We start from the raw sequence: 20,242 nt of genomic DNA on the forward strand, positions 1-20,242 counted from the left end.
AAGCGCTGAGCAGTTGTATTTTGTTATTATTAGGACTGCTTTATAGCAGCCTAACAATGGCATCATTTAACCAATATAACGATGCTGAAGTGCGTTTAATGCAGCAAGTTTATCAACAACACAATGCCAACATTAGTCGCAAAGACGTTCGTAAACATATGTTTGAAAATCAATTTTTATTATATCAAGCAGAACAACATATGCCTGAGCTGCTTGAACGTCAATCTGCGGTAGGCTTTAGCACGCAGTACCATGTTGAGCGTTATTTGATGAACATATTTGACACGCAACTAAGTTTATCAACATCCTATGTTAAAGGAGGTAATCTCACACAATATAATGCCCAGTGGCTGCTCAAAGTATTGCCTAGCTACCCTGCTGATGGCCAATACAACGCTGAACAAATCAATAAAATGCAGCGCACCGAGCTCAGAGGGCTCTTTACAACCGCCGTCAATCTTTATGAGTTTATAGCCCCTTTATCTATGCAAGTACGCTTTCGACTGCACCAAGGTGAAAGTGACTTATTCAAAACTGAAGTAATAAAAAAGCAACAATTTGAGGCGTTGCTTTTAAAAGCAACGCCATTACTTTTAAAGCAAGGGGTCAGTATCGCGCACCTAGAAGAACTAGCAAAAGGCGATATTTTAAGGCCTTCGATTCAAAGTTGGCTAGGTATTAAAGACATGATGCACGTTCAAAGCCCAATACTCGACAGTCTTGAACAACAAATATCCGATAAAGAAATAAAAAATTATTATCAGGCAAATAAAGCGCGCTTTAAATACCTTAGTGAAGTGACAGCTTACGGCGCTGCGTTTACTGAGCGAGAGCAAGCGGTTCGCTTTAGAAATACAGTACAAGCAAGCTCTTTTACAGATGCATTATATATATCACAGCAAACCGACATTTATGCTAAGTATCACAATAAACTAACTCGCAAAAATAAAAGTAATTGGGCTGTGCAACTGGCTTATACGCTAAAAGCAGAAGAATTATCTGCGGTGATGCGCTCACCTGAAGGTCTATGGGTCGTCATCATTAGTAATAACCATCAGTATAACTACTTTAGCGCTACTGACGAAACGGTTCGCTATCAAGCTAAAAAAGCCATCGCAATACAAAAAGCGCAGCAACGCTATCAGCAAAATTGGCTGGCTTGGCAACAACAAAATGCAGTAAAACTATGAATAAAAAAGCTATCTACATAATTACAGGCGTCGCTTGTTTAGGTTTTTTAGTAATAAATTTAACAACAGAGCGAAAACGTGAAATAGCTCCCATCCGCGCTGCTGATGATTTAACGCCAGTAACGCCCGCACCACAAATAAATAATGCGTTGGCACCGACAGCTATTAATCCAGATATGACTGCTGAAGCGGCGATTGATAGTCACACCTCATTAAAAAATACTAATGCCAGTCAACAACTGCCGCCCATTACTACACCGAGTTACTTGCCTGTCATCGCAAAAAATCCAATCAGTGCGAGTCAGTTTCAAGGCGACTTAACCGATCATCAAGCTTACCTCGATTTTCATAAACAGCAGCAAACTCAGCTCGAGCAACGCTTTGTAATAGCTGCTCAACAAAAAATAACTAACCTTGAAAGCTTGCTCGAAAAAGGCCGTCAAAAAGGCCTCCCTCAACGGCAGCTGCAAGTTGCTATTGATAAAATTGCCGCCTTAAAAGACATGCAAGCCAAATTAAAAAGTAAAGATACAAACTGAACACAGCATCATTAATCATCTGCGATTAATGGTGCGCTAAGCGGATCCGATGTTTAAGCAAAGCTAAAAAAGCCGCCTCAACTGAGGCGGCTACTAAAAGTAACAAGTAAATTAGGGGAAAAACACTGTCAAAGGGATGGTTATTTACCTTCTAGCAAGTTACCACTGCCAATTTCAATTTTACGTGGTTTAAGTGCTTCAGGGATCTCGCGTTGCAAGTCGATACTAAGTAGCCCATTGGCTAAATCAGCGCCGAGTACTTTAACGTGGTCACCTAGCTGGAATTTGCGTTCAAAGTTGCGCTCAGCAATGCCTTGATGAATAAATTTGCGCTCTGCGCTGTCATCTTTATTGGCTTTAATGCCAGCAACTTTTAAGGTGTTATTTTCTGACTCTATCGTCAGCTCATTATCACTAAAACCGGCAACAGCCATAGTAATGCGATATTTGTCTTTATCGAGTGCTTCGATGTTATACGGAGGAAAACTTGGCTGCTTGTCAGTGCGAGCGGCCGCATCCATTAAAGATGCTAAATGATCGAAGCCAATGAATGAACGATAAAGTGGTGATAAATCTACTGTACGCATAATAATATCCTCATATTTAAGCGATATTTTGCATGTGCTTTTCGGTTGAACAAGCGCAAGCAAAGTTTAATTAATAATATAAATTTCAATTACTTCTGTTTAGTTGGGACCCATCAGGCGTCCTCACTAAACTATATATGGACGGCAAAATTGTTTTCAAGATTATTTTTGAAAAAAGTTTTATTTTTTTCAAAATCTCTTTTTGCCTACTCAATAAAGTGAGGACTCAAAGTTTGCTTTTCAAGTCTTTAAATAGTAATAAGGGGAATTAGCTTTAGAGGTCGATATGAAAAAAGTAACGAGTTTGCTGCTCAATATAATTATGTTAGTTGTGGTGTTTTTTGTAGTGACTACATATCAGCAACGCAATTTACTCAGCTCAGATAGCAGCCCTGCTCCATATTTTAATTTACCTGTGCTCAATGACAGCGAACAACGTATTGATATTGCGATGCTCAAAGGTAACACCACCGTGGTTTATTTTTTTGCGCCATGGTGCACAATCTGTCGTTACAGTATGCCAAACCTAGAAGCGGCATTGGTTGATTCTAATATCAACGCCATTGGCATTGCACTTGATTATAAAAATGAACAAGCAGTTGCGCAGTTTGTTAGTGAACTTAAACTCACAATGCCCATTTTACTAGGCGATAAAAATACCCAGAGTAATTATAAAATCAGCGCCTTTCCTACTTACTATGTAATTGATCAACAACTGCGAATAACCGCACGCTCAATGGGCTATTCAAGCCAATTAGGTATTACTATCAGAGCTCAAAACTAAATGTAACAGCTTGTAACACCTCCCTACATTTGCCTACATTTTCGTACAGTTTACTACGTATTTTTATATATTTTCTCATTACTATAGGTCGCAGTCACACTTACTCATAACCATGGAAGAATCATGTTAGCCACCTGCTTGCCATCACTTTACCGTTTAACGCCACTGGCGTTGTGTTTGCCATTTTTAACGCACGCCAACGTTGATGCTAATGAAGAAATAATAGAGCGTCTTGAAACCGTTTATAAACGCAGTAGCATTACCAGTGAAATAACCGAAAATACTGAAAAACTGATCACTATGCCCGGTGCTATGGGCGATCCACTGCGGGCAGTATTTGCATTACCAGGCGTTGTCGCCGCTGGCGGCTCAATGAGTGAACCGGCGGTACGTGGCTCATCGCCCGATGATAATTTGTTTGAAGTGGATTTTATGCCTGCAGGCTATATTTTTCATGATTTCGGCAGTTCTATTTTCAACAAGTACATTATTCAAGATTTTCAACTTTACTCAGCAGGCTATGGCACCAGTTACAGCAACGCCACCGGTGCTGTATTTGACGTAACACTGCGTAACCCTAAATATCAACCGATTACTACCACGCTTGATCTTACAATGTTTAATGCCGGTGTCTTTGTTGAAGGGCAACTCACGCAGAACACCGCGTTTTATTTATCAGCACGTAAAAGTACATTACCACTGTTCTTCTCTAAAGATGAAGAGCTTGAAAACGACGATGGTGAACTCAGTGGTATCACCATCAATGATCCCCCAGATGATCATGATTACCAAGGCAAATGGATCTGGGATATAAACAATCAAAACGCCCTAACAGTGTCATTTACAGGCGCAAAAGACTCGGTTGCAGCAGGCTTTAATCAACGCGCTGAACTTTCACTAAAAAATCCTGAGTATCAAGGCGATGCTGATTTTATTCGTGAATTTACCAGCCAAAGTATTTTATGGGATCACTTTAATAAAGACTTTCATTTACGCTTAGGCGTTGGTTCGCTCGAACATTCTGGCCGATTGGAATACGCTAAACGTGCCACGCTAAGTGATGGCTATTTTGATGAAGAACAACAAAAGCAAATCACTTATAAAGGACGATTAAATTGGCGTGTTACTAAAGCCCAGCAACTGGTTTTTGATGCCGCCTATTTTGATAACGACAGTACTTACAGTTACGATAGTTTTCAATATCTTTGTACCGAGCTCGATCCTGATTGCGATCTAAACAAAGGTGAGCGAATAACTGGCAAAGACAAGCTAGCCCTTGATAAGTACTTTGTTGGTGTTAGCCATGTTTGGGTTATTAACGAACAATGGCAAAGCGAAGTCGGCGTGCAATATCAAAGCAATGATTACACTGATGAAGATTTTGTGATGCCGCGCCTTGCGCTTAGCTACTTTATTAATAATCACAATAGCATCAATGCTAAATACGGGCATTATAATCGCATGCAAGATATTGACACTCTATTGCCTGAACACGGCAACCCGAATTTACGTTCGCAAACCTCAAAACACAGCAGTTTGGGTTTTGCACAAGAACTTGCCGATGAATGGACATGGTCTATTGAAGGGTATTACAAAACCATGGACGATTTACCGTTGGCATTAAACAATTATTCCGATGCAGCAATTCGTTACAGTAATGATGTAACTGGGCGAGCTTACGGTGTTGATCTATTAATAAACAAAAATAAAACTGATAAATGGTATGGCTGGCTTGCAGTTAGTTATGCCAAAAGTGAACGTACTGACCAACGCCAAAATATCACTCGGGATTATTACGCTGATACCCCTTTAGTTGTCAACATGGTGTTTAATTACCAAATCAGTGAAAAATGGCAAGGGGGCTTTAACTTTACTGCCCGCAGCGGTCAAGCTTACACCCCGATTGTTGGCGTCACAGAAAATTCCGAATTCGAAGGACGTTTTTTACCACAATATGGTGATCCATTTTCTGAGCGTTTCGATGTTTATCATCGGCTTGATCTTCGTTTTGAACGTCAAACCGACTTTTGGGGCTTAGACGGTGTGTTAATTTTAGAATTAATGAACGCCTACGGCCAAGCAAACACCAGTAGCATTGATTTAGATTATCAGAAAGTAACCTCGACTAATGATTTAATTATCAAAGAAAACGAGGATGATTTTGAAATGCGCCCTTCAATTGGCTTTAGTGTTAAGTTTTAATTAGCCACCCCACATACACCTTTAATACTGATTAAAGGTGTATGCAATCATTAAAATAGAATTCATCAATCGTTTTTTTACGCTGTTTATTTTTTCTCAATTAGTTAAGATGAATGTAAATAAAATCGAGGAGAGCGATATGTTAACTGTAATTTTTGGCCGTGAAGGCTGCCCTTATTGTGTACGTGCTAAAGATGTTGCTGAAAAACTAGCAAATGAACGTGATGATTTTAAATACCGTTATGTTGATATTATTAAAGAAGGCGTTAGTAAAGCCGATTTAGAACAATCAGCAGGTAAGCCTTGCCCAACCGTGCCACAAATCTTTATTGACCAAGCACACATCGGTGGTTTCACTGAGTTTGAAGCTTACGCTAAAGAGAATCTTGGACTTTATCAATAAGTTCTGTATAAAATTTGTTAATCAATTTGATTTACCCATAATCAAATTGATTAAATTATGACCAACATCAACTACATACAAATTAGTTTCAATTTATACAAGCATTTGCCTCGTAAATCCTATACAATGCGCGCCTCTTTAAATTCGTTGAGGCGTATTAATGTCAGAACCAGTCACGTTTGAATCTCTAAATCTTTCTCCTGCAATTTTGAAGGCAGTTGAAGAGTTGGGTTACAAGACACCATCTGAAATCCAAGCTCAATGTATACCGTTATTGCTAGAAAGAAAGGACGTACTGGGACTAGCTCAAACGGGTACAGGTAAAACCGCAGCATTTGCACTGCCATTACTTAATAATATTGACCCGTCTGTGAAGCAGCCGCAGATCCTTGTACTCACACCAACCCGTGAGCTTGCGATCCAAGTAGCTGAGGCATTCGAACAATATGCTAAACATGTTCGTGGTATTGAAGTATTGGCACTTTATGGTGGCCAGAGCTACAGTATCCAATTAAGTGCACTTCGTCGTGGCGCGCAAGTTATTGTCGCTACTCCAGGTCGCTTAATCGATCATATTAACCGTGGCACTATCAAGTTTGACAGCTTACAAGCTCTTGTACTTGATGAAGCCGATGAAATGTTACGTATGGGCTTTATCGATGATGTTGAAAACATCATGGAAAAAACGCCGCGCGAAAAGCAAACATGTCTTTTCTCTGCGACCATGCCTAAGCAAATTCAAAACATCAGCAGCAAATATATGAATAACCCTGAACAGGTTCATATATCTGCGCGTAACTCAACGGTATCATCTGTTGAGCAAGTGTTTTGGAATGCCAGCGTACACAAGAATAAAGCGATTGTTCGCTTTTTAGAAGCTGAACAATATGAAGGCGCGATTGTTTTCGTACGTACACGTAACGATACAGTACAACTTGCTGAGTTATTAGAGCGCGAAGGTTTCTCTGCAGCTCCACTTAACGGTGACATGAACCAGCAAGCACGTGAACGCACAGTAGAACGCTTAAAAAGTGGCATGCTAAACGTTGTTATCGCAACAGACGTTGCAGCACGTGGTCTAGATGTTGACCGTTTAAGCCTTGTTATCAACTACGATATCCCACAAGATTCTGAAGCTTATGTTCACCGTATTGGCCGTACAGGTCGTGCTGGTCGTACCGGTAAAGCGATTCTTTTCGTAAAACATAACGAACGTTATTTACTTAAAAATATCATTCGTCATACGAATTCAGATATTGTACAAGTTGAACTACCAACTGCAAAAGTTGTTGAAGAAAAACGTATCGAAGCGTTACAAGCTAAATTAGCTATTGCGCTTGAAAATAAAGATATTACTTTCTTTAATGAAGTAGCAGCTAATATGGCGCAAAAGCTTGAACTTGCTCCTGAAGACCTAGCAGGTGCGTTACTGTGTTTAGCACAGCAACAATCACCAATTAAGGTTGAAGAAGTTAAGATCCAACAACGTGAGCGTAGCGAACGTAATGACCGTAACCCACGTGAGCGTAATGATCGTGGTGACCGTGGTCGTCGTAATGAACGCAGCGAACGCCCTGCACGTGACCGTGATGCTAAACCACGTGAACGTAATAGCCGTGATGCAGGCCCTATGGATACTTACCGTATCGAAGTAGGTCGTGAACATGGTGTTCAAGTTAAGAACATTGTTGGCGCTATCGCTAACGAAGCTGACATCTCAAGCAAGTTTATTGGTGATATTCGTTTACACGACAATCACAGTACGGTTCAATTACCGCAAAACATGCCTAAAGATGTACTTGATCATTTCCAAAAAGTGTTTATTTGTAAACGTCCAATGGGCTTAACATTAACACAAGATCAAGGTCCTGCTGAACCACGTGCTGAACGCTCTGAGCGTCCATCAGGTGACAAAAAACGCAGCTTTAACAAAGATGACAGTGCACGCGGTGATAAGCGTAGCGGTCCTCGTAAAGAACGTCGCCCAGTAAGCTTCACAGCTAAATAAGCAACGACTCTTTAATAAAAAAACCTTGCCACGAAAGTGACAAGGTTTTTTTGTGTTTGGAATAAAGTAAATATTCGTGAGGGGAAGATTTTGTGAAGTCACAATAGTCGTTGATAGCAATTGCATTGAATGAATGAGTATTTGAATTCGCTAAAATAATCATGTTTTTAATAAAATTGGCATAAATAACGCTCTAACATCTATTTTTGCTTCTAAGCGAGCCGCAATCAAATATAAACCAGCAAGTTTACGGTGAATAAATAATGCATCCACTGGTGGTGTATGCCATTGCTGTGCTTGTGCACTAAGTTGCAACCCAGCATCTTTAATATTTGCTGCCAGTTGGCTATTTTTAAAATCAAAATCACCATCGTGACGCAGTGGCTCACACGCCATTAAAAATAGCTCTATGACATTATCTTTATAACTGTCACGCAATGTATCTTTAAAATAACCAATCTGAGTGGCCGCATTTAATACCCCATCACGATTATTCTCACTGCCTGCTTTAAATAAAGCTAGATAAGCTTGGCTCAACTGAGGCGAAATCTCACGGGTTGCCCCAAAATCAAATAAAACGATTTTTTGTGTGGCTGGTTGATAATGAAAATTAGCAAAGTTTGGATCTGTTTGTATCAGTCTAAATTCAAACATTTCTTTAAAAAATAACGCAATAAGTTGCTGTGCCACAAAGCTTTGCTCTGCTTTGGGTAGATCGGTAATTCCCTCTATAGGCTGAGCCTCAATATACTGCATCGTTAATATTTGTTTAGTACTGTGCTCTTTATAGACGTTAGGAACAATAAAGTGTCGGTTATTTGCCAATGCATTTTTATAACGTAATAAATACTGCGCTTCACGATGATAATCAGCTTCCGCTAATAATTGTATTTTAGCCTCTGCGACGAGTGGCTTGATATCAAGATCTTTAGGTAATAAACGAGACAGTGTAAGCAGCGATATAACATTATCAACATCACTGACCACACTTTTTGCGATCCCCGGGTATTGAATTTTTACAGCTAATTGCTCGCCGTTTTCATGGTAGGCCAAATGCACTTGACCAATAGAAGCGGCAGCAAATGGCCTAAGCTCAATATGTGAAAAACGCGATAACCAGTCATCTCCCCACTGCTCTTTTAATACAGTAATGAGTTGTTTGTGTGGCATGGGGTTAGCGTCTGATCGAAGTAATGCAAGTAATTGAGCAAGCTCTGGACTGAGTAGATCCCCAGCATCCATTGACAGTAGCTGCCCTAATTTCATTGCCGCACCGCGTAAGTGTGATAGTTCTGTCGCTAGGTTTTTTATGTTTTTAGGCTGCAGTAATAAGCTCTTATTATCCCAACCCTTTCCTGAAAGAGTACTTTTGGCTCCCTCAAATAACATATTACTCGCGACACTGGTTGCTAATGAGCCTAACTTTGCAAAGCGTGAAAATCGAGATGTAGGAACAGCGCGTTCATTGGCCATACTAAAACCTAGTTAACGAATATATTTACCAGTTTATACGTATCAAGCTGGGTATACGATCGAATTGACAACTGGCTGGATAAAACTAACCACAAAAAAACCTCGCCATTATAATGACGAGGTTTTTACACATAAATATTTAGCCGTGATTTATTAAGGCGCGACTGCTGGGTACACGTAACTTGCGTCTAATCCAAGCGGGATACCCAGTGCCCAGTAACCGAGTAAAAATAAGCTCCAGCCAATCATAAAAGCGATTGAATATGGCAGCATCATCGCGATAAGCGTGCCAATGCCCGTGCCTTTGACGTATTTTTGGCAGTACACCACAACTAATGGGAAATACGGCATTAAAGGAGTGATGATGTTTGAACTAGAATCGCCCACGCGATAAGCCGCTTGAGTTAAATCTGGCGAGATACCTAACTGCATTAACATAGGCACAAACACCGGGCCCAGTAGCGCCCACTTTGCTGAACTTGAGCCAACAAACAAGTTTACAAAACCAGTTAAAAAGATGATACCGACAACAGTCACCGCACTTGGTAACTCCATGGCTTTTAACAGCTGTGCGCCTTCAATTGCCAGCAGAGCTCCCAAGTTTGATTTACTAAATGCAGCAATAAACAAGGCACAAAAGAACGCCATTACAATATAATACGCCATGCCGCCCATTGCTTTACTCATGGCATCTATCATATCTTTAGAGCTTTTAAAGGTGCCAACGGTAAAACCATACACTGCACCAGGTATCCAAAACAGTAAGAAAATTAGCGGTACGATAGATTGCATTAAAGGCGAGCGAAAATTAGTTAAAGAGCCATCTTCGCTTCGCATTGCAGAATCCGCAGGGGCTGACACATAGGCTAATAACGCAAGACCTGCAATCATCACTGTACTTGCAATAAAAAACGCGCGTTTTTCGTCGCTACGAGCATCTTCAAATGCTGGTAAGTCTTCTTTATTACCATCTAATTCGGTATTTTTTAACCGTGGTTCAATAATTTTATCGGTGATGTACCAGCCTAATAAAATAATGAATAAACTTGAAGCCGAGGTAAACGCCCAGTTATTTAATGGGTTAATCGACATCGCGGGGTTAATAATTTGCGCCGCACTTTGGGTAAAGCTTTGCAGTAGTGGATCAATCCCCGACGGAATAAAGTTTGCACCAAAGCCACCACTGACTCCCGCAAATGCCGCCGCAATACCAGCTAGTGGATGGCGCCCTGCGGCATAAAATATAACACCAGCTAACGGAATGACTAACACATAACCTGCATCGGTTGCTGTATGGCTGACGATGGCGACTAAAATAATTGACGGCGTTAAAAGTTTTTTAGGTGTCACCTTTAACATTAACTTAAGGCCAGTATTAATAAAGCCAGAATGTTCAGCAACCCCTACACCCAGCATGGCCACTAACACCACACCTAACGGTGCAAAACCGGTAAAAGTTTTTACCATTGATGATAAAAAGGTCGCTAACGAATCACTCGCCAACATATTATTAATAATAATGGCTTCACCGGTACGAGGGTCGATAGCGTCAAAAGTAACACCTGAGAACCACCACGACAGTAGCCAAATTAGTAACATGGCAAACAAAAAGATGATTGCCGGATCAGGCAGTTTATTTCCTACCCGCTCAACAAAATTTAAAAATCGCGCAACTATGCCCGAGGGCATTGCCGCATCTTTATTATTATTCATTTCACTTGTTCCCTAGAGTTTAGTCAGTGGTACTTTAGCGTATCTAGGGAATGAGGTAAATTTTAAGTGAACAGAAAATACATTTTATAGGAACTAAATAGGCTCAATGCACAAAAAAACGGCACTATTGCCGTTTTTTTAAATAACTTTTTATTTAGTCTTTTAAGCGAGTGCTTTTACTTCTTCCCATAATCTTACTACTAGGGCTTTATCTTCTTCGTTAAGCTCACCATTGCGATACGCTTTCACTAAACTTTTTTCAACGGTTTCATTGAGCTCATCTATTTCAAGATTAAGCTCTTCAACTTGCGCATAGCCTACTGCTAAATCAAAATGGCCTCGTAAATAACCACCGGCAAATAACTCATCATCAGTGGCTTTGATCACTAAGTCATCAAAATACTGTTGGGCTGCGTCAATATAATTTACTAAACTCACTTCTACTTCTCCTGATTTTGCAGGGTCTTCTACCAATCAATCTTGATGGCCTACTGCATACATAATATGGTCGTTAAATCCGCAGGTTACACGAATATAACCGCTTAATTCATCATCCAGCTCACTATCGCCTGTATCGCAAATGAGCGGGCGGCCGTTTAAAGCCTGTAATTTAGTTTTGGTAGCCACCACAATAATATTATCCAGCCCTATCGCGCGAATAAGTGCTGGGCTTAACTGTTGATTGCCACGGCCAAAAATATGGCCTTGGCCACCAATTAGCGTGATCACTAATTTAGTGTCGCGCTGATGGGTCATCGCTAATAATTGTTCAGCTGTAAGATCTTGCGCAATTAAGCTTTGATCTGCAACTAAATCAACACCTAATAAGGTATTTTCAAGTCCCATTTCTTGCATAATAGCTGCAACTGTTGAGCCACTGCCCATTACATATAACGTATCTTCATCCATTTCACTGACGACATAGGCGGCAATATCAGCAAGTACCAGCTCGTCGGTTTCTTTACCGCCATTTTTTACCGCTTGTACATAACGTACTTCACTGGGTACTTGCATTTCACCATAACGTTTTGCTTTAACTGTGCCTTGACGAAACGCATCTTCGTCAATATCCATCACATCGGCATCGCCTAAGGTAACTAGTTCACCTTTGACCAGCATTTCGACTACCCGCCCTGCGGCCTTTGGCGTGATTGCATAAACCCCTGAATGAATTTTACAGCCAGCAGGAATGCCAAGTGCCGGTACGCTATCTTCAACCGCATGACAAATATTGCGCGCAGTGCCATCGCCACCAGCAAATAAAATTAAATCAACACCTAGCTGTTGCAATACCTTGGCTGCACGCTCAGTATCATCTGCACTACTGGGGTGCTCGCTTTGATACACAACTTCGGTATTAAAACCAAGATCTGTCGCGGTGCTTTCACCCATTGAGTGATTAACAGTATAAATTGTTATTTTATCTTGATAAGGCAATAACACCTCAAGCGCTGCTTTAGTGCGTAAATTAGCTTTTGGCTCAGCGCCAAGGGCCAGAGCTTTAGCCGCAACACCATCACTACCTTTGAGCGCCACACTGCCACCTAAACCAGCAACTGGGTTTACAATTAGTCCTAACTTAAACTGCATTACTTAACTCCTGAGGATGTTGCCATACAAACTGCCCAGCATTCAATGGCCATGGCGTATTGTAAAATTCGCTTAATGCTTTTAAAAGTGCAGTAGTACGAGGATTAAAGCCTATTTTTAGTAACTGTAAAAGTTGCTTGTGTACTCGCGCCTGAAAATCAAAACGACAGGTTTGCTCACCATTTAAATTATCAACCGAAACATTAAACTCAAAACCTGTAGCAACACTCAACGCCCACTCGATTGCTTGCGGTTTTACTTCAACGGCTTCAAATTCTGCTTGCTGAGCTTTATCACGGCCATCTGGGCAATACCAATAACCGTAATCTTCGAGTAAACGACGTTTATCACCCGCCACTAGCCAATGAGCTATTTCGTGCAGTGCACTGGCATAAAAACCATGGGCAAACACAATTTGATGATACGGCGTTTTAACATCAGCGGGAATATAAATAGGCTCATGCTCACCTTTGACCAAGCGTGTATTATGGCTGTGGTAAAAAGTGCGTTCAAAAATAGATGTTAAATCGGCTATTTGATGCATAAAAGTCTGATTAATTCGCCTCGGTAAAATGCAACAAATGCACATTAAAATCGAGGCGAATTGTACGGGCTTTTAGCAAGAATGTAAAAGTTGATAACGACTAAGCAGCCATGCGTTATTGTCTTGCCTTTACTTTGCAAATTTAGCTAAGCCAAAATTATGTATTCGCTGCAATCTAGCTCCTTTTATTTACTGTTCAAGTAATAACCCTTATCCTCTTTACACTTACTATCCGAATTTAAGAATAAAATTATAAACCCATGTTCAAATTACTTTTTATAAAACGACCGAAGCTTTTAGTTGTTACTTTAATTACGCTGATAAGTATCCCCCTGCCCTCATTTGCAAAAAGTGTCAGCATCAATGTGTTTGCAATCCCTTCCAAATCAATCATTAACTTAGTTGAGCAAACTAGTGATGCATTAAAAAAAGAAGGGATCATGAGTTTTTATGAAAAAGGCAAGCCAGTGCACGCTACTTTGTATTTAACTGACTTTGTTGAAGGCTCAGAAGAAGACATTAAACGTGCTGTAAAAAGTATCACCGAGCAACATCAAGAATTTGCTATAACAGCGCAAGGCTTTACTGTCACGCAAAGTAATTGGGCATTTATTAACTTACAGTATTCGCCTAAGCTGCAAAGGCTATCGGACGAAGTAACACTGGCTCTTGAGCCATTACGTGATACAAACGCAGTCATACCTAGCTGGGTTAAAAACTACCCCAACAAATTAACGGCCTTTGAGCGCTATGGTAGCCCCAATGTATTTCAGAACTTTCAGCCGCATTTAACATTATTAGCTAACGAGAAAAGCCCTAAGCTCGTTATTTTAAATAAACAAATGCAAGCCCACCCGCCTGAAGCGCAGGGTAAAATAATCGGCATTGGGATTGGCATTTCAGACCCGTTTGGCCAACAGAAACAAGTGATCGCAGAATACTTTTTTAATAACGATAAAAACTAACTTATTTTTATCGTTATTGTTTTACTAAGTAGCGTTTCAGTAGACGGGTATTGCGGGTATTTGCTTTAAAGTAAGCGTCAAAAATATCACCGACAAGCGGAATTAGGCCACCAAAAAAATCAATCAACATATTTATTACGATACGTAATTTTATACGCTTACTAACTCCTAGACGCTGGGCTTCAAATAGAATATAGCTAGATAAAATTAGCCCAGCTAGATCTCCAATACCAGGCAGAATACCGATCAGTGCCTCTACGCCAAACTTAAACCGAGTAAAAGGAATGCCAATACTGCTGTCGGTAAAGCGACTAAACCTTTCTAGCCGCTTTAATGTATCTTGGTGTGATAGCTTAATCTGTTCCATACGTCCTCATAACCTTATCGCATGGCAAGTTACTTTAAGTAACATCAACCCCTGCTTCATCGCAAGCAACAATATCAGTTTCTTTTAGCGCTTCGGTGATCCACTGTTGTAATGTAGGGCAACTTAAAACATGCTGACAATAATGCTCCGCCAAAGCTGAAAGTGAAATTTGGTAGGTTTTTAACCTAAGTACTACAGGCGCATACATAGCATCTGCGATACTAAACTCACCAAACAACCACGCATTTGGGTAACTACGTTGTTGCTGGCTGAATATTTCATCAATGCGGCTAATGTCTTTTTTAGCCGCCGCAGATAACTCAATTAGGCGAGTTGCACGAATATTCATTGGCATTTCATTACGCAGCGCCATAAAGCCGGTATGCATTTCAGCGCTTAAACTGCGGGCTGTCGCTCGCTGCGCAATATCAATAGGCCAAGCTGTATTTGATAAATAAGCATCATTGATGTATTCACAAATTGCCAATGAATCCCATACCTGCAAGTCGCCATCGACTAAGGCGGGTACTTTCTGTACTGCAAAACTGTTTTTAAGCGTTTCATAAAACTCAGGGGTGTCTAATACGAGTTGTTTCTCAGTAAAAATAACATTGAATTTACTCATTAAATACCATGCTCTAAGCGACCATGTCGAATAGTTTTTATTACCGATAAATAATTGCATTTGCGTTCCTTAGTAGTGTTTAATATCCCTAATATAGAGCAGTAGTAAATTAATTACTTACCAATAGTTTTTATACAATACATAAATAAAATTGATAGATGAGTTAAATATGGATTTAGACGCCCTACGTACTTTTTGCGCTTTTGTTGAAACGGGCAGCTTTACTCGCGCTGCTCAACAAGTATACCGCACCCAATCGGCAGTGAGCATGCAAATGAAAAAGCTCGAACAAGAGCTGGGTAATCCATTATTTATCAAACAAGGCAGGCAGCTTGTACTATCGTCAAGTGGCGTTCACTTAGCCAGCTACGCAAAACAATTATTAGCACTGCATGATGAAGCCTATAAACAACTTAAAACCGGTGGTGGGCAAACTCGCGTGCGCTTAGCATGTCCTGACGATTATGCAGGCACAGTATTACCTAAAGTTGTGGCTTTATTACATAAACATATACCGCAACTTGATTTACAAATCAGTTGCGCGCCGACCAACCAGCTCAAAACACAGCTAGATCAAGGCTTGCTAGACATGGTGATTGCGACGCGCTCGCCCAGCTCTGAAGAAGGTTATTTTTTACAATCAAGCAAAGGTGTGTGGGTTAAAAGTGCCGAATTTAACTATCAATCCGCTATGACCCTGCCGGTTGCAATATTTCAACGAGATTGTAAATTTCATCAAGCGGCTATTGAAGGGTTACTAAAGGCTGAACGCCCATTTAACATTGTTGCTTGCTGCGGCTCGCTCAGTGCGCTCACAGCATTAGTAAAAGCCAATCTAGCCGTTGGTGTGATGGCTGAGGTAAGTAACACTCAGGAGCTGGTGACGGTTACTGACTCAACTCTGCCGCCCTTGCCCGTTATTGATATCGTGCTATTACACGCTAACCACGCTCATAACCCGATAAAACGAGAGTTAGTAAAGCTAATAGCAGCAGACTATGCACTTACCTTGTGAATCTTGGGTTTTAAAGACTATCGCAGCCTTACTAAGGTGCGTTTTCGCTTTGGCTCAGTAAGATATAAAAGTTGCGTATTATCGTGTGAAGCATTAATTAACATATTGCCTTTCTCGTTCGCAATATGGCGTATTTCTGAGTGAGCGCTTTGTAAATCAAGCATATTAAGCTCATAACCATCTTCTTGCTCTAAGGTAATACTCAACGTTTGCTCATCGACCGCCAGACCAATAATATCACTATCATCTGCGTGCCATACTTGAGCAAAATTGCCATCTTGATCGAGTCGAAATACCTGTTTGTTATTTGAAAAATAAATCTGATCGTGTTTGTCTAAAGCCATTGCATAACAAGCCAGCCGCTCTCCTTGGCCAGTGAATGGCGATAAACTTAATGTTTGCATGTCTAATTTTGCTGGGTGAAATGTAACGCCATCGTCAGCGCGATATGAAACCAAGATCGCATCTTCATTATAAAACTTCTCTCTGAGATAAAACGAATGATGATGGTGGGCTATTTCTTGATAATCGCCACTTTTTAAATCAATTCGAAACAGTTTATCTTTGCTTGCGGTGATCACTTCTTCGCCATTTTTTGACCAAACAACCCCAAACAGTTCTTCATTATTAGGGTTTGCAAAAATCAGCGTTTGTTTACCTTGCTCATATAAAAATAGCTGTTTTAAACCAAAACGATGGGATTCAAAGACAAACTTAGTTGAATCAGGTGAGAACACCGGTAAAAAATCAACCGACGAGGTATCGACAAGCTTTTCATACTGCTGAGGAGCGGTATTTGTTGCCCGTAAAATATCAACATCAATATTTACAAGCTCCATCAATATCTCCTCACCAGATGGCGTGAATGCAGCATCTCGAATAACTTGATAATTATTAAAGGCGATATCAGTTGAGTTACCCTGACGATCAATAAGTAATAGATTATTTGTGCTGCTTATCAGCAAGTATTCACCACTTGGGTGCCAACTAAGCCCCTGAATACCATCTTCAATAACGGCAATTGTTTTACTGCTATTATCCGTTAAATTCAGTATTTCAATACGGTAGTTATTTTGTCCTGCTTCATAACCAAGCGCTAGTTGCGTTTGATCTGGCGACAACGCATGTAACTTTAACCAGTCTTGACCCATTGAGGCTTTGATTACCTGTTTTTGTTTAGTTTCTATATTGACGGTCGAAAGCTGCGTATCATTTTTATGTTTTCGTTGCTCAATAAAATAAATCTGATTGTTATTAGTCCACTGCAATTGCTGGCTGGTAACTAAATATTCTTTAAACTCCAGTACCATGGCGTAATTTAAACTCGTTAGAGTTACCATATCTAAATTAAAATACGCTAATTGGCTAACATCATTTTGTTTTTCTATAAAAGCCAATGCGCGATTATCCGCACTCCACCCTAGACTATAGTAGGTCGATGGGTGCTGGGATAATTGTACCTCTTTACCTGTCGTTAATTCTTTTAGCCAGATATGCTGATTATCATTGTCACCGCGAACAAATGCTAAATAATTGCCGTTATTAGATTGCGATTGAGAGGATTCATTGGCTTCATTTGATGTTACAGGCACCAACGCAGAGAAATCAGTTTTAACAACCTGCGTTGCAAATGCGAACCAACCACCAACCAAACATACAATTGTCACGGCGATAAAAGCCAACAACGGCCACTTTACACAGTGAGAACGTGTTTGTTCGTTAAGCTCAAGGCAATAACCCCGTTTCGGGTGGGTAATGATGAATTGTGGATTTTTAGAATCTTCATTTAATGCTTTCCTAAGCAGTGCAATATTGCGTTGCACATTACTTGGGCTAAACACTGAATTAGGCCACACAGCTGCAAAAATTTCTTCCTGGCTAACCACATTGCCCCTATGAGAGTACAAAAATTGGAGCACATCCATAACCTTAGGTTCGACAATTTGTACGCCTTCAGCTGAGGAAATTTTACCACGGCTAACATCGACGTCAAAATTCCCGATTCGAAACCTACCCACTTACAACTCCAATAAATTCATACAAATCATAGATTAAGATTTTCTTAAGATAAACTCAAGGGTTATTACATTGCCGCATTAATTAGTTCAGTTAATGGTTAGGCACCATTTACTAAGTAATAAAAAAGATGCAACGGATATTATCGACATTCATTATTTTTGTGAGCGCGTTTCTACTCTTTCAAATTCAACCTATCTTATCTAAAGAGCTACTACCCGAGTTTGGCGGTGGCGCTTCGGTTTGGTCAACCAGCCTATTTTTTTATCAAAGCATGCTGTTACTCGGCTATTTATATGCTCATTTGTTAAGCCGTTATCAGCTCAAACGACAATTATTTATACACACATTGTTAGTGGCTGTATCGAGCATCATTACTTTTAACACAATTGAAGTCAGTCTATTTTTATCACTAACACCAGCGTGGTCAGTGATTGCTAAATTGTTTTTACAGGTTGGCTTAGTCTTTATGTTACTAAGTGCCACCAGCGTACTATTGCAGCGCTGGTATATTGAATCGACCGCTATGACTGTACCTTATCAATGGTATTCGCTTTCGAATCTGGGTTCACTACTTGCTTTGCTGAGTTACCCATTTATTTTTGAAGTTTTATTTTCAATCGATGAGCAAAAGAGCTATTGGACAGTGGGGTTATTTGCATACTGCATACTGTTATTGTGCCTAATTTATGTATTATTTAGTAATGGCAGTATCGCTGATAAAGCTATTACTAAGTCAAAAACGACTTTGCTCGTCAAACCTAATTGGCTGTGGATTGCGTTCTCAGCAACCAGTTCAATGATGTTGATCGCGACAACTCAGATGATCAGCATCAACATCCCGCCTATGCCTCTGATATGGGCTTTACCATTGGTAATATATTTGCTGACCTTCAGTTATGCGTTTGCATCCGCAAAAAGCTATAATCGCGCCCATTGGACGTACTTATTAATATTTAGCGCATTCGCAGGGCTGATGATGTTTTTCCTTGGCAGCCAATTTAATGCTTTAGCTCAACTGGTGATCTACAGCTTTATTTTATTCATTGTTTGTATGATCTGTCATGGTGAACTTCGAAAACTCGCGCCAGATGGCTCACTGCTTACTGTATTTTATTTATATATCGCTTTAGGAGGAGTGATCGGCAGTTTACTCAGTGCCTTAGTCGCACCGCTACTGTTTGAACAAATAACAGAATTCATTGTGGCGTTAGCTGTAGCGCTTTCATTATTTATATACACGCTACTCACCCAGACGACGAAAACGTCCTCTTGCTATAAAATAGCTTTACTGGCTACGCTGGTTATTTGGGGCACAGGATATAGCTATCTTTTTGTTAATTTTAATCAATACAACTTAGCGTCTGAGAGAAATTTTTACGGTTATGTCACTGTCAAAGACATTACAACGTCTGATCTTGCTGAACGACGCCTAATCGATGGCACAACGATTCATGGCTCACAGCCACTTAATAAACAAACTGAACTCACAAACAGCTATTACCATCACCATACTGGTATCGCTAAATCATTGTCAGCATTAAAAAAGCAACAAGATTTAAATATAGGTATTATTGGTTTAGGTGCTGGAGTTTTAGCAAAGTTTGGCGATAAGTTCGATAAAATCCGCTTTTATGAACTTAACCCTGCGGTTTATAACATGGCCATGAATTATTTTTCATATTTAACAGATAGTCCTGCACGCATTGATGTGGCTATTGGCGATGGCAGAATCACCTTAACTGAAGAGCAAAAAAATAATGCACCGTTAATGAATGCGTTAATTATTGATGCTTTTTCAAGTGATGTTATTCCTACCCATTTACTGACTGAAGAAGCTTTTCAGTTATATTGGCAGCGACTAACAAAAGGCGGCTTATTAATTATCCATATATCCAATAATCATATTGATTTGATGCCAGTGCTCCAAGCTCACAGTAAGCGCTTCGATAAATCTCTGATCAAATTTAACTATAGCGGTACGCAGTTAGGCTCACAATGGGTCGTAATGACGAATAACCAAGCATTTTTAAATTCGATAGCCATGACAGACTTATCACCGATAACACCTTATTCAACAGTACATTTGGCGCAATGGACAGATCAAAAGCACAGCCTGATCCCGCTCCTGAAACTTTGATGTCTATCTTAAAATAACCACAACAAAAAAGCGCGATTAACATCGCGCTTTTAAATAATTATAAATACTTTTAACTAAACC

The 20,242-nt window shown here is 40.1% G+C and carries 18 protein-coding genes; 9 read left to right on the plus strand and 9 right to left on the minus strand.

Translation table 11 applies throughout. The features are described from left to right. The first annotated feature begins 56 nt into the window (after positions 1 to 56). Together PSR9079_RS20100 and PSR9079_RS20105 are read left to right on the plus strand one after the other, a co-directional pair. Positions 57 to 1,190: a peptidylprolyl isomerase gene (locus PSR9079_RS20100; RefSeq protein ID WP_246175620.1), complete on the plus strand. Its 1,134-nt coding sequence runs from the start codon at positions 57 to 59 to the stop codon at positions 1,188 to 1,190. Continuing rightward, entirely contained in the window at positions 1,187 to 1,729 is a 543-nt protein-coding gene (locus PSR9079_RS20105) for a hypothetical protein (RefSeq protein WP_149983012.1), read from the plus strand. The genes PSR9079_RS20100 and PSR9079_RS20105 overlap by 4 nt, the downstream gene beginning before the upstream one ends. A gap of 140 nt (positions 1,730 to 1,869) precedes the next feature. On the opposite strand, the gene PSR9079_RS20110 is transcribed toward PSR9079_RS20105, so the two are convergent. After that, the gene (locus PSR9079_RS20110) at positions 1,870 to 2,316 is read right to left on the minus strand and encodes an Hsp20 family protein (protein WP_145240418.1); all 447 of its coding nucleotides are present in this window, start codon (positions 2,314 to 2,316) and stop codon (positions 1,870 to 1,872) included. Between the two features lie 286 nt (positions 2,317 to 2,602). Here PSR9079_RS20110 and PSR9079_RS20115 point away from each other — a divergent pair, with 286 nt between their 5' ends. The 4 genes from PSR9079_RS20115 to PSR9079_RS20130 all read left to right on the plus strand — a co-directional run bounded on the left by PSR9079_RS20115 (position 2,603) and on the right by PSR9079_RS20130 (position 7,713). Continuing rightward, on the plus strand, positions 2,603 to 3,100 hold the full coding sequence (locus tag PSR9079_RS20115) for a TlpA family protein disulfide reductase (protein WP_145240416.1): 498 nt from the start codon (positions 2,603 to 2,605) through the stop codon (positions 3,098 to 3,100). Between the two features lie 123 nt (positions 3,101 to 3,223). After that, positions 3,224 to 5,302 (plus strand): TonB-dependent receptor plug domain-containing protein, encoded by a 2,079-nt coding sequence (locus tag PSR9079_RS20120; RefSeq protein ID WP_149983013.1) that lies wholly within the window; start codon positions 3,224 to 3,226, stop codon positions 5,300 to 5,302. 139 nt (positions 5,303 to 5,441) lie between these two features. After that, positions 5,442 to 5,705, plus strand: coding sequence for a GrxA family glutaredoxin (locus PSR9079_RS20125; protein ID WP_149983014.1), 264 nt, complete (start codon positions 5,442 to 5,444; stop codon positions 5,703 to 5,705). Positions 5,706 to 5,865: 160 nt separating this feature from the next. Continuing rightward, on the plus strand, positions 5,866 to 7,713 hold the full coding sequence (locus PSR9079_RS20130; RefSeq protein ID WP_145240410.1) for a DEAD/DEAH box helicase: 1,848 nt from the start codon (positions 5,866 to 5,868) through the stop codon (positions 7,711 to 7,713). A 159-nt stretch (positions 7,714 to 7,872) separates the two neighbouring features. On the opposite strand, the gene PSR9079_RS20135 is transcribed toward PSR9079_RS20130, so the two are convergent. From PSR9079_RS20135 to PSR9079_RS20155, 5 genes are all read right to left on the minus strand, one after another. Continuing rightward, on the minus strand, positions 7,873 to 9,186 hold the full coding sequence (locus PSR9079_RS20135) for an ABC1 kinase family protein (protein WP_149983015.1): 1,314 nt from the start codon (positions 9,184 to 9,186) through the stop codon (positions 7,873 to 7,875). Between the two features lie 153 nt (positions 9,187 to 9,339). Continuing rightward, a complete protein-coding gene (locus tag PSR9079_RS20140; RefSeq protein WP_149983016.1) occupies positions 9,340 to 10,899 on the minus strand; it encodes an AbgT family transporter in 1,560 nt (519 codons plus the stop codon). A gap of 162 nt (positions 10,900 to 11,061) precedes the next feature. After that, the gene (locus PSR9079_RS20145) at positions 11,062 to 11,337 is read right to left on the minus strand and encodes a YfcL family protein (RefSeq protein WP_145240403.1); all 276 of its coding nucleotides are present in this window, start codon (positions 11,335 to 11,337) and stop codon (positions 11,062 to 11,064) included. A gap of 36 nt (positions 11,338 to 11,373) precedes the next feature. Beyond that, a complete protein-coding gene (locus PSR9079_RS20150) occupies positions 11,374 to 12,489 on the minus strand; it encodes an ATP-NAD kinase family protein (protein ID WP_149983017.1) in 1,116 nt (371 codons plus the stop codon). After that, positions 12,479 to 13,033, minus strand: a complete 555-nt coding sequence (locus PSR9079_RS20155; RefSeq protein ID WP_149983018.1) for an elongation factor P hydroxylase — start codon at positions 13,031 to 13,033, stop codon at positions 12,479 to 12,481. The genes PSR9079_RS20150 and PSR9079_RS20155 overlap by 11 nt, the downstream gene beginning before the upstream one ends. Positions 13,034 to 13,293: 260 nt before the next feature. Between PSR9079_RS20155 and PSR9079_RS20160 the strand changes: the two genes are divergently transcribed. Continuing rightward, positions 13,294 to 13,998, plus strand: coding sequence for a 2'-5' RNA ligase family protein (locus PSR9079_RS20160; protein ID WP_149983019.1), 705 nt, complete (start codon positions 13,294 to 13,296; stop codon positions 13,996 to 13,998). A 13-nt stretch (positions 13,999 to 14,011) separates the two neighbouring features. On the opposite strand, the gene PSR9079_RS20165 is transcribed toward PSR9079_RS20160, so the two are convergent. Continuing rightward, positions 14,012 to 14,365, minus strand: a complete 354-nt coding sequence (locus PSR9079_RS20165) for a DUF4112 domain-containing protein (RefSeq protein WP_145240395.1) — start codon at positions 14,363 to 14,365, stop codon at positions 14,012 to 14,014. A gap of 34 nt (positions 14,366 to 14,399) precedes the next feature. After that, positions 14,400 to 15,050, minus strand: a complete 651-nt coding sequence (locus PSR9079_RS20170) for a glutathione S-transferase family protein (RefSeq protein ID WP_149983020.1) — start codon at positions 15,048 to 15,050, stop codon at positions 14,400 to 14,402. A 109-nt stretch (positions 15,051 to 15,159) separates the two neighbouring features. Here PSR9079_RS20170 and PSR9079_RS20175 point away from each other — a divergent pair, with 109 nt between their 5' ends. Continuing rightward, entirely contained in the window at positions 15,160 to 16,005 is an 846-nt protein-coding gene (locus PSR9079_RS20175) for a LysR family transcriptional regulator (protein ID WP_149983021.1), read from the plus strand. 17 nt (positions 16,006 to 16,022) lie between these two features. Here PSR9079_RS20175 and PSR9079_RS20180 read toward each other — a convergent pair whose 3' ends face one another. Next, positions 16,023 to 18,023, minus strand: a complete 2,001-nt coding sequence (locus PSR9079_RS20180) for a winged helix-turn-helix domain-containing protein (protein WP_149983022.1) — start codon at positions 18,021 to 18,023, stop codon at positions 16,023 to 16,025. A gap of 128 nt (positions 18,024 to 18,151) precedes the next feature. Here PSR9079_RS20180 and PSR9079_RS20185 point away from each other — a divergent pair, with 128 nt between their 5' ends. Then, complete coding sequence (locus tag PSR9079_RS20185) at positions 18,152 to 20,161, plus strand: fused MFS/spermidine synthase (protein ID WP_149983023.1); 2,010 nt, start codon at positions 18,152 to 18,154, stop codon at positions 20,159 to 20,161. The last annotated feature ends 81 nt before the right edge of the window (positions 20,162 to 20,242 follow it).

It is taken from the genome of Pseudoalteromonas rhizosphaerae (assembly GCF_902498845.1).
In the GTDB taxonomy this organism is placed as follows: domain Bacteria; phylum Pseudomonadota; class Gammaproteobacteria; order Enterobacterales; family Alteromonadaceae; genus Pseudoalteromonas; species Pseudoalteromonas rhizosphaerae.

Excerpts from the sequence above, each read along its gene's own strand:
- PSR9079_RS20160 (WP_149983019.1), top strand. The coding sequence starts at position 13,294 with ATGTTCAAATTACTTTTTATAAAACGACCGAAGCTTTTAGTTGTTACT.
- PSR9079_RS20135 (WP_149983015.1), bottom strand. The coding sequence starts at position 9,186 with ATGGCCAATGAACGCGCTGTTCCTACATCTCGATTTTCACGCTTTGCA.
- PSR9079_RS20150 (WP_149983017.1), bottom strand. The coding sequence starts at position 12,489 with ATGCAGTTTAAGTTAGGACTAATTGTAAACCCAGTTGCTGGTTTAGGT.
- PSR9079_RS20155 (WP_149983018.1), bottom strand. The coding sequence starts at position 13,033 with ATGCATCAAATAGCCGATTTAACATCTATTTTTGAACGCACTTTTTAC.
- PSR9079_RS20185 (WP_149983023.1), top strand. The coding sequence starts at position 18,152 with ATGCAACGGATATTATCGACATTCATTATTTTTGTGAGCGCGTTTCTA.
- PSR9079_RS20120 (WP_149983013.1), top strand. The coding sequence starts at position 3,224 with ATGTTAGCCACCTGCTTGCCATCACTTTACCGTTTAACGCCACTGGCG.
- PSR9079_RS20105 (WP_149983012.1), top strand. The coding sequence starts at position 1,187 with ATGAATAAAAAAGCTATCTACATAATTACAGGCGTCGCTTGTTTAGGT.
- PSR9079_RS20125 (WP_149983014.1), top strand. The coding sequence starts at position 5,442 with ATGTTAACTGTAATTTTTGGCCGTGAAGGCTGCCCTTATTGTGTACGT.
- PSR9079_RS20130 (WP_145240410.1), top strand. The coding sequence starts at position 5,866 with ATGTCAGAACCAGTCACGTTTGAATCTCTAAATCTTTCTCCTGCAATT.
- PSR9079_RS20115 (WP_145240416.1), top strand. The coding sequence starts at position 2,603 with ATGAAAAAAGTAACGAGTTTGCTGCTCAATATAATTATGTTAGTTGTG.
- PSR9079_RS20140 (WP_149983016.1), bottom strand. The coding sequence starts at position 10,899 with ATGAATAATAATAAAGATGCGGCAATGCCCTCGGGCATAGTTGCGCGA.
- PSR9079_RS20110 (WP_145240418.1), bottom strand. The coding sequence starts at position 2,316 with ATGCGTACAGTAGATTTATCACCACTTTATCGTTCATTCATTGGCTTC.
- PSR9079_RS20175 (WP_149983021.1), top strand. The coding sequence starts at position 15,160 with ATGGATTTAGACGCCCTACGTACTTTTTGCGCTTTTGTTGAAACGGGC.
- PSR9079_RS20100 (WP_246175620.1), top strand. The coding sequence starts at position 57 with ATGGCATCATTTAACCAATATAACGATGCTGAAGTGCGTTTAATGCAG.
- PSR9079_RS20165 (WP_145240395.1), bottom strand. The coding sequence starts at position 14,365 with ATGGAACAGATTAAGCTATCACACCAAGATACATTAAAGCGGCTAGAA.
- PSR9079_RS20170 (WP_149983020.1), bottom strand. The coding sequence starts at position 15,050 with ATGCAATTATTTATCGGTAATAAAAACTATTCGACATGGTCGCTTAGA.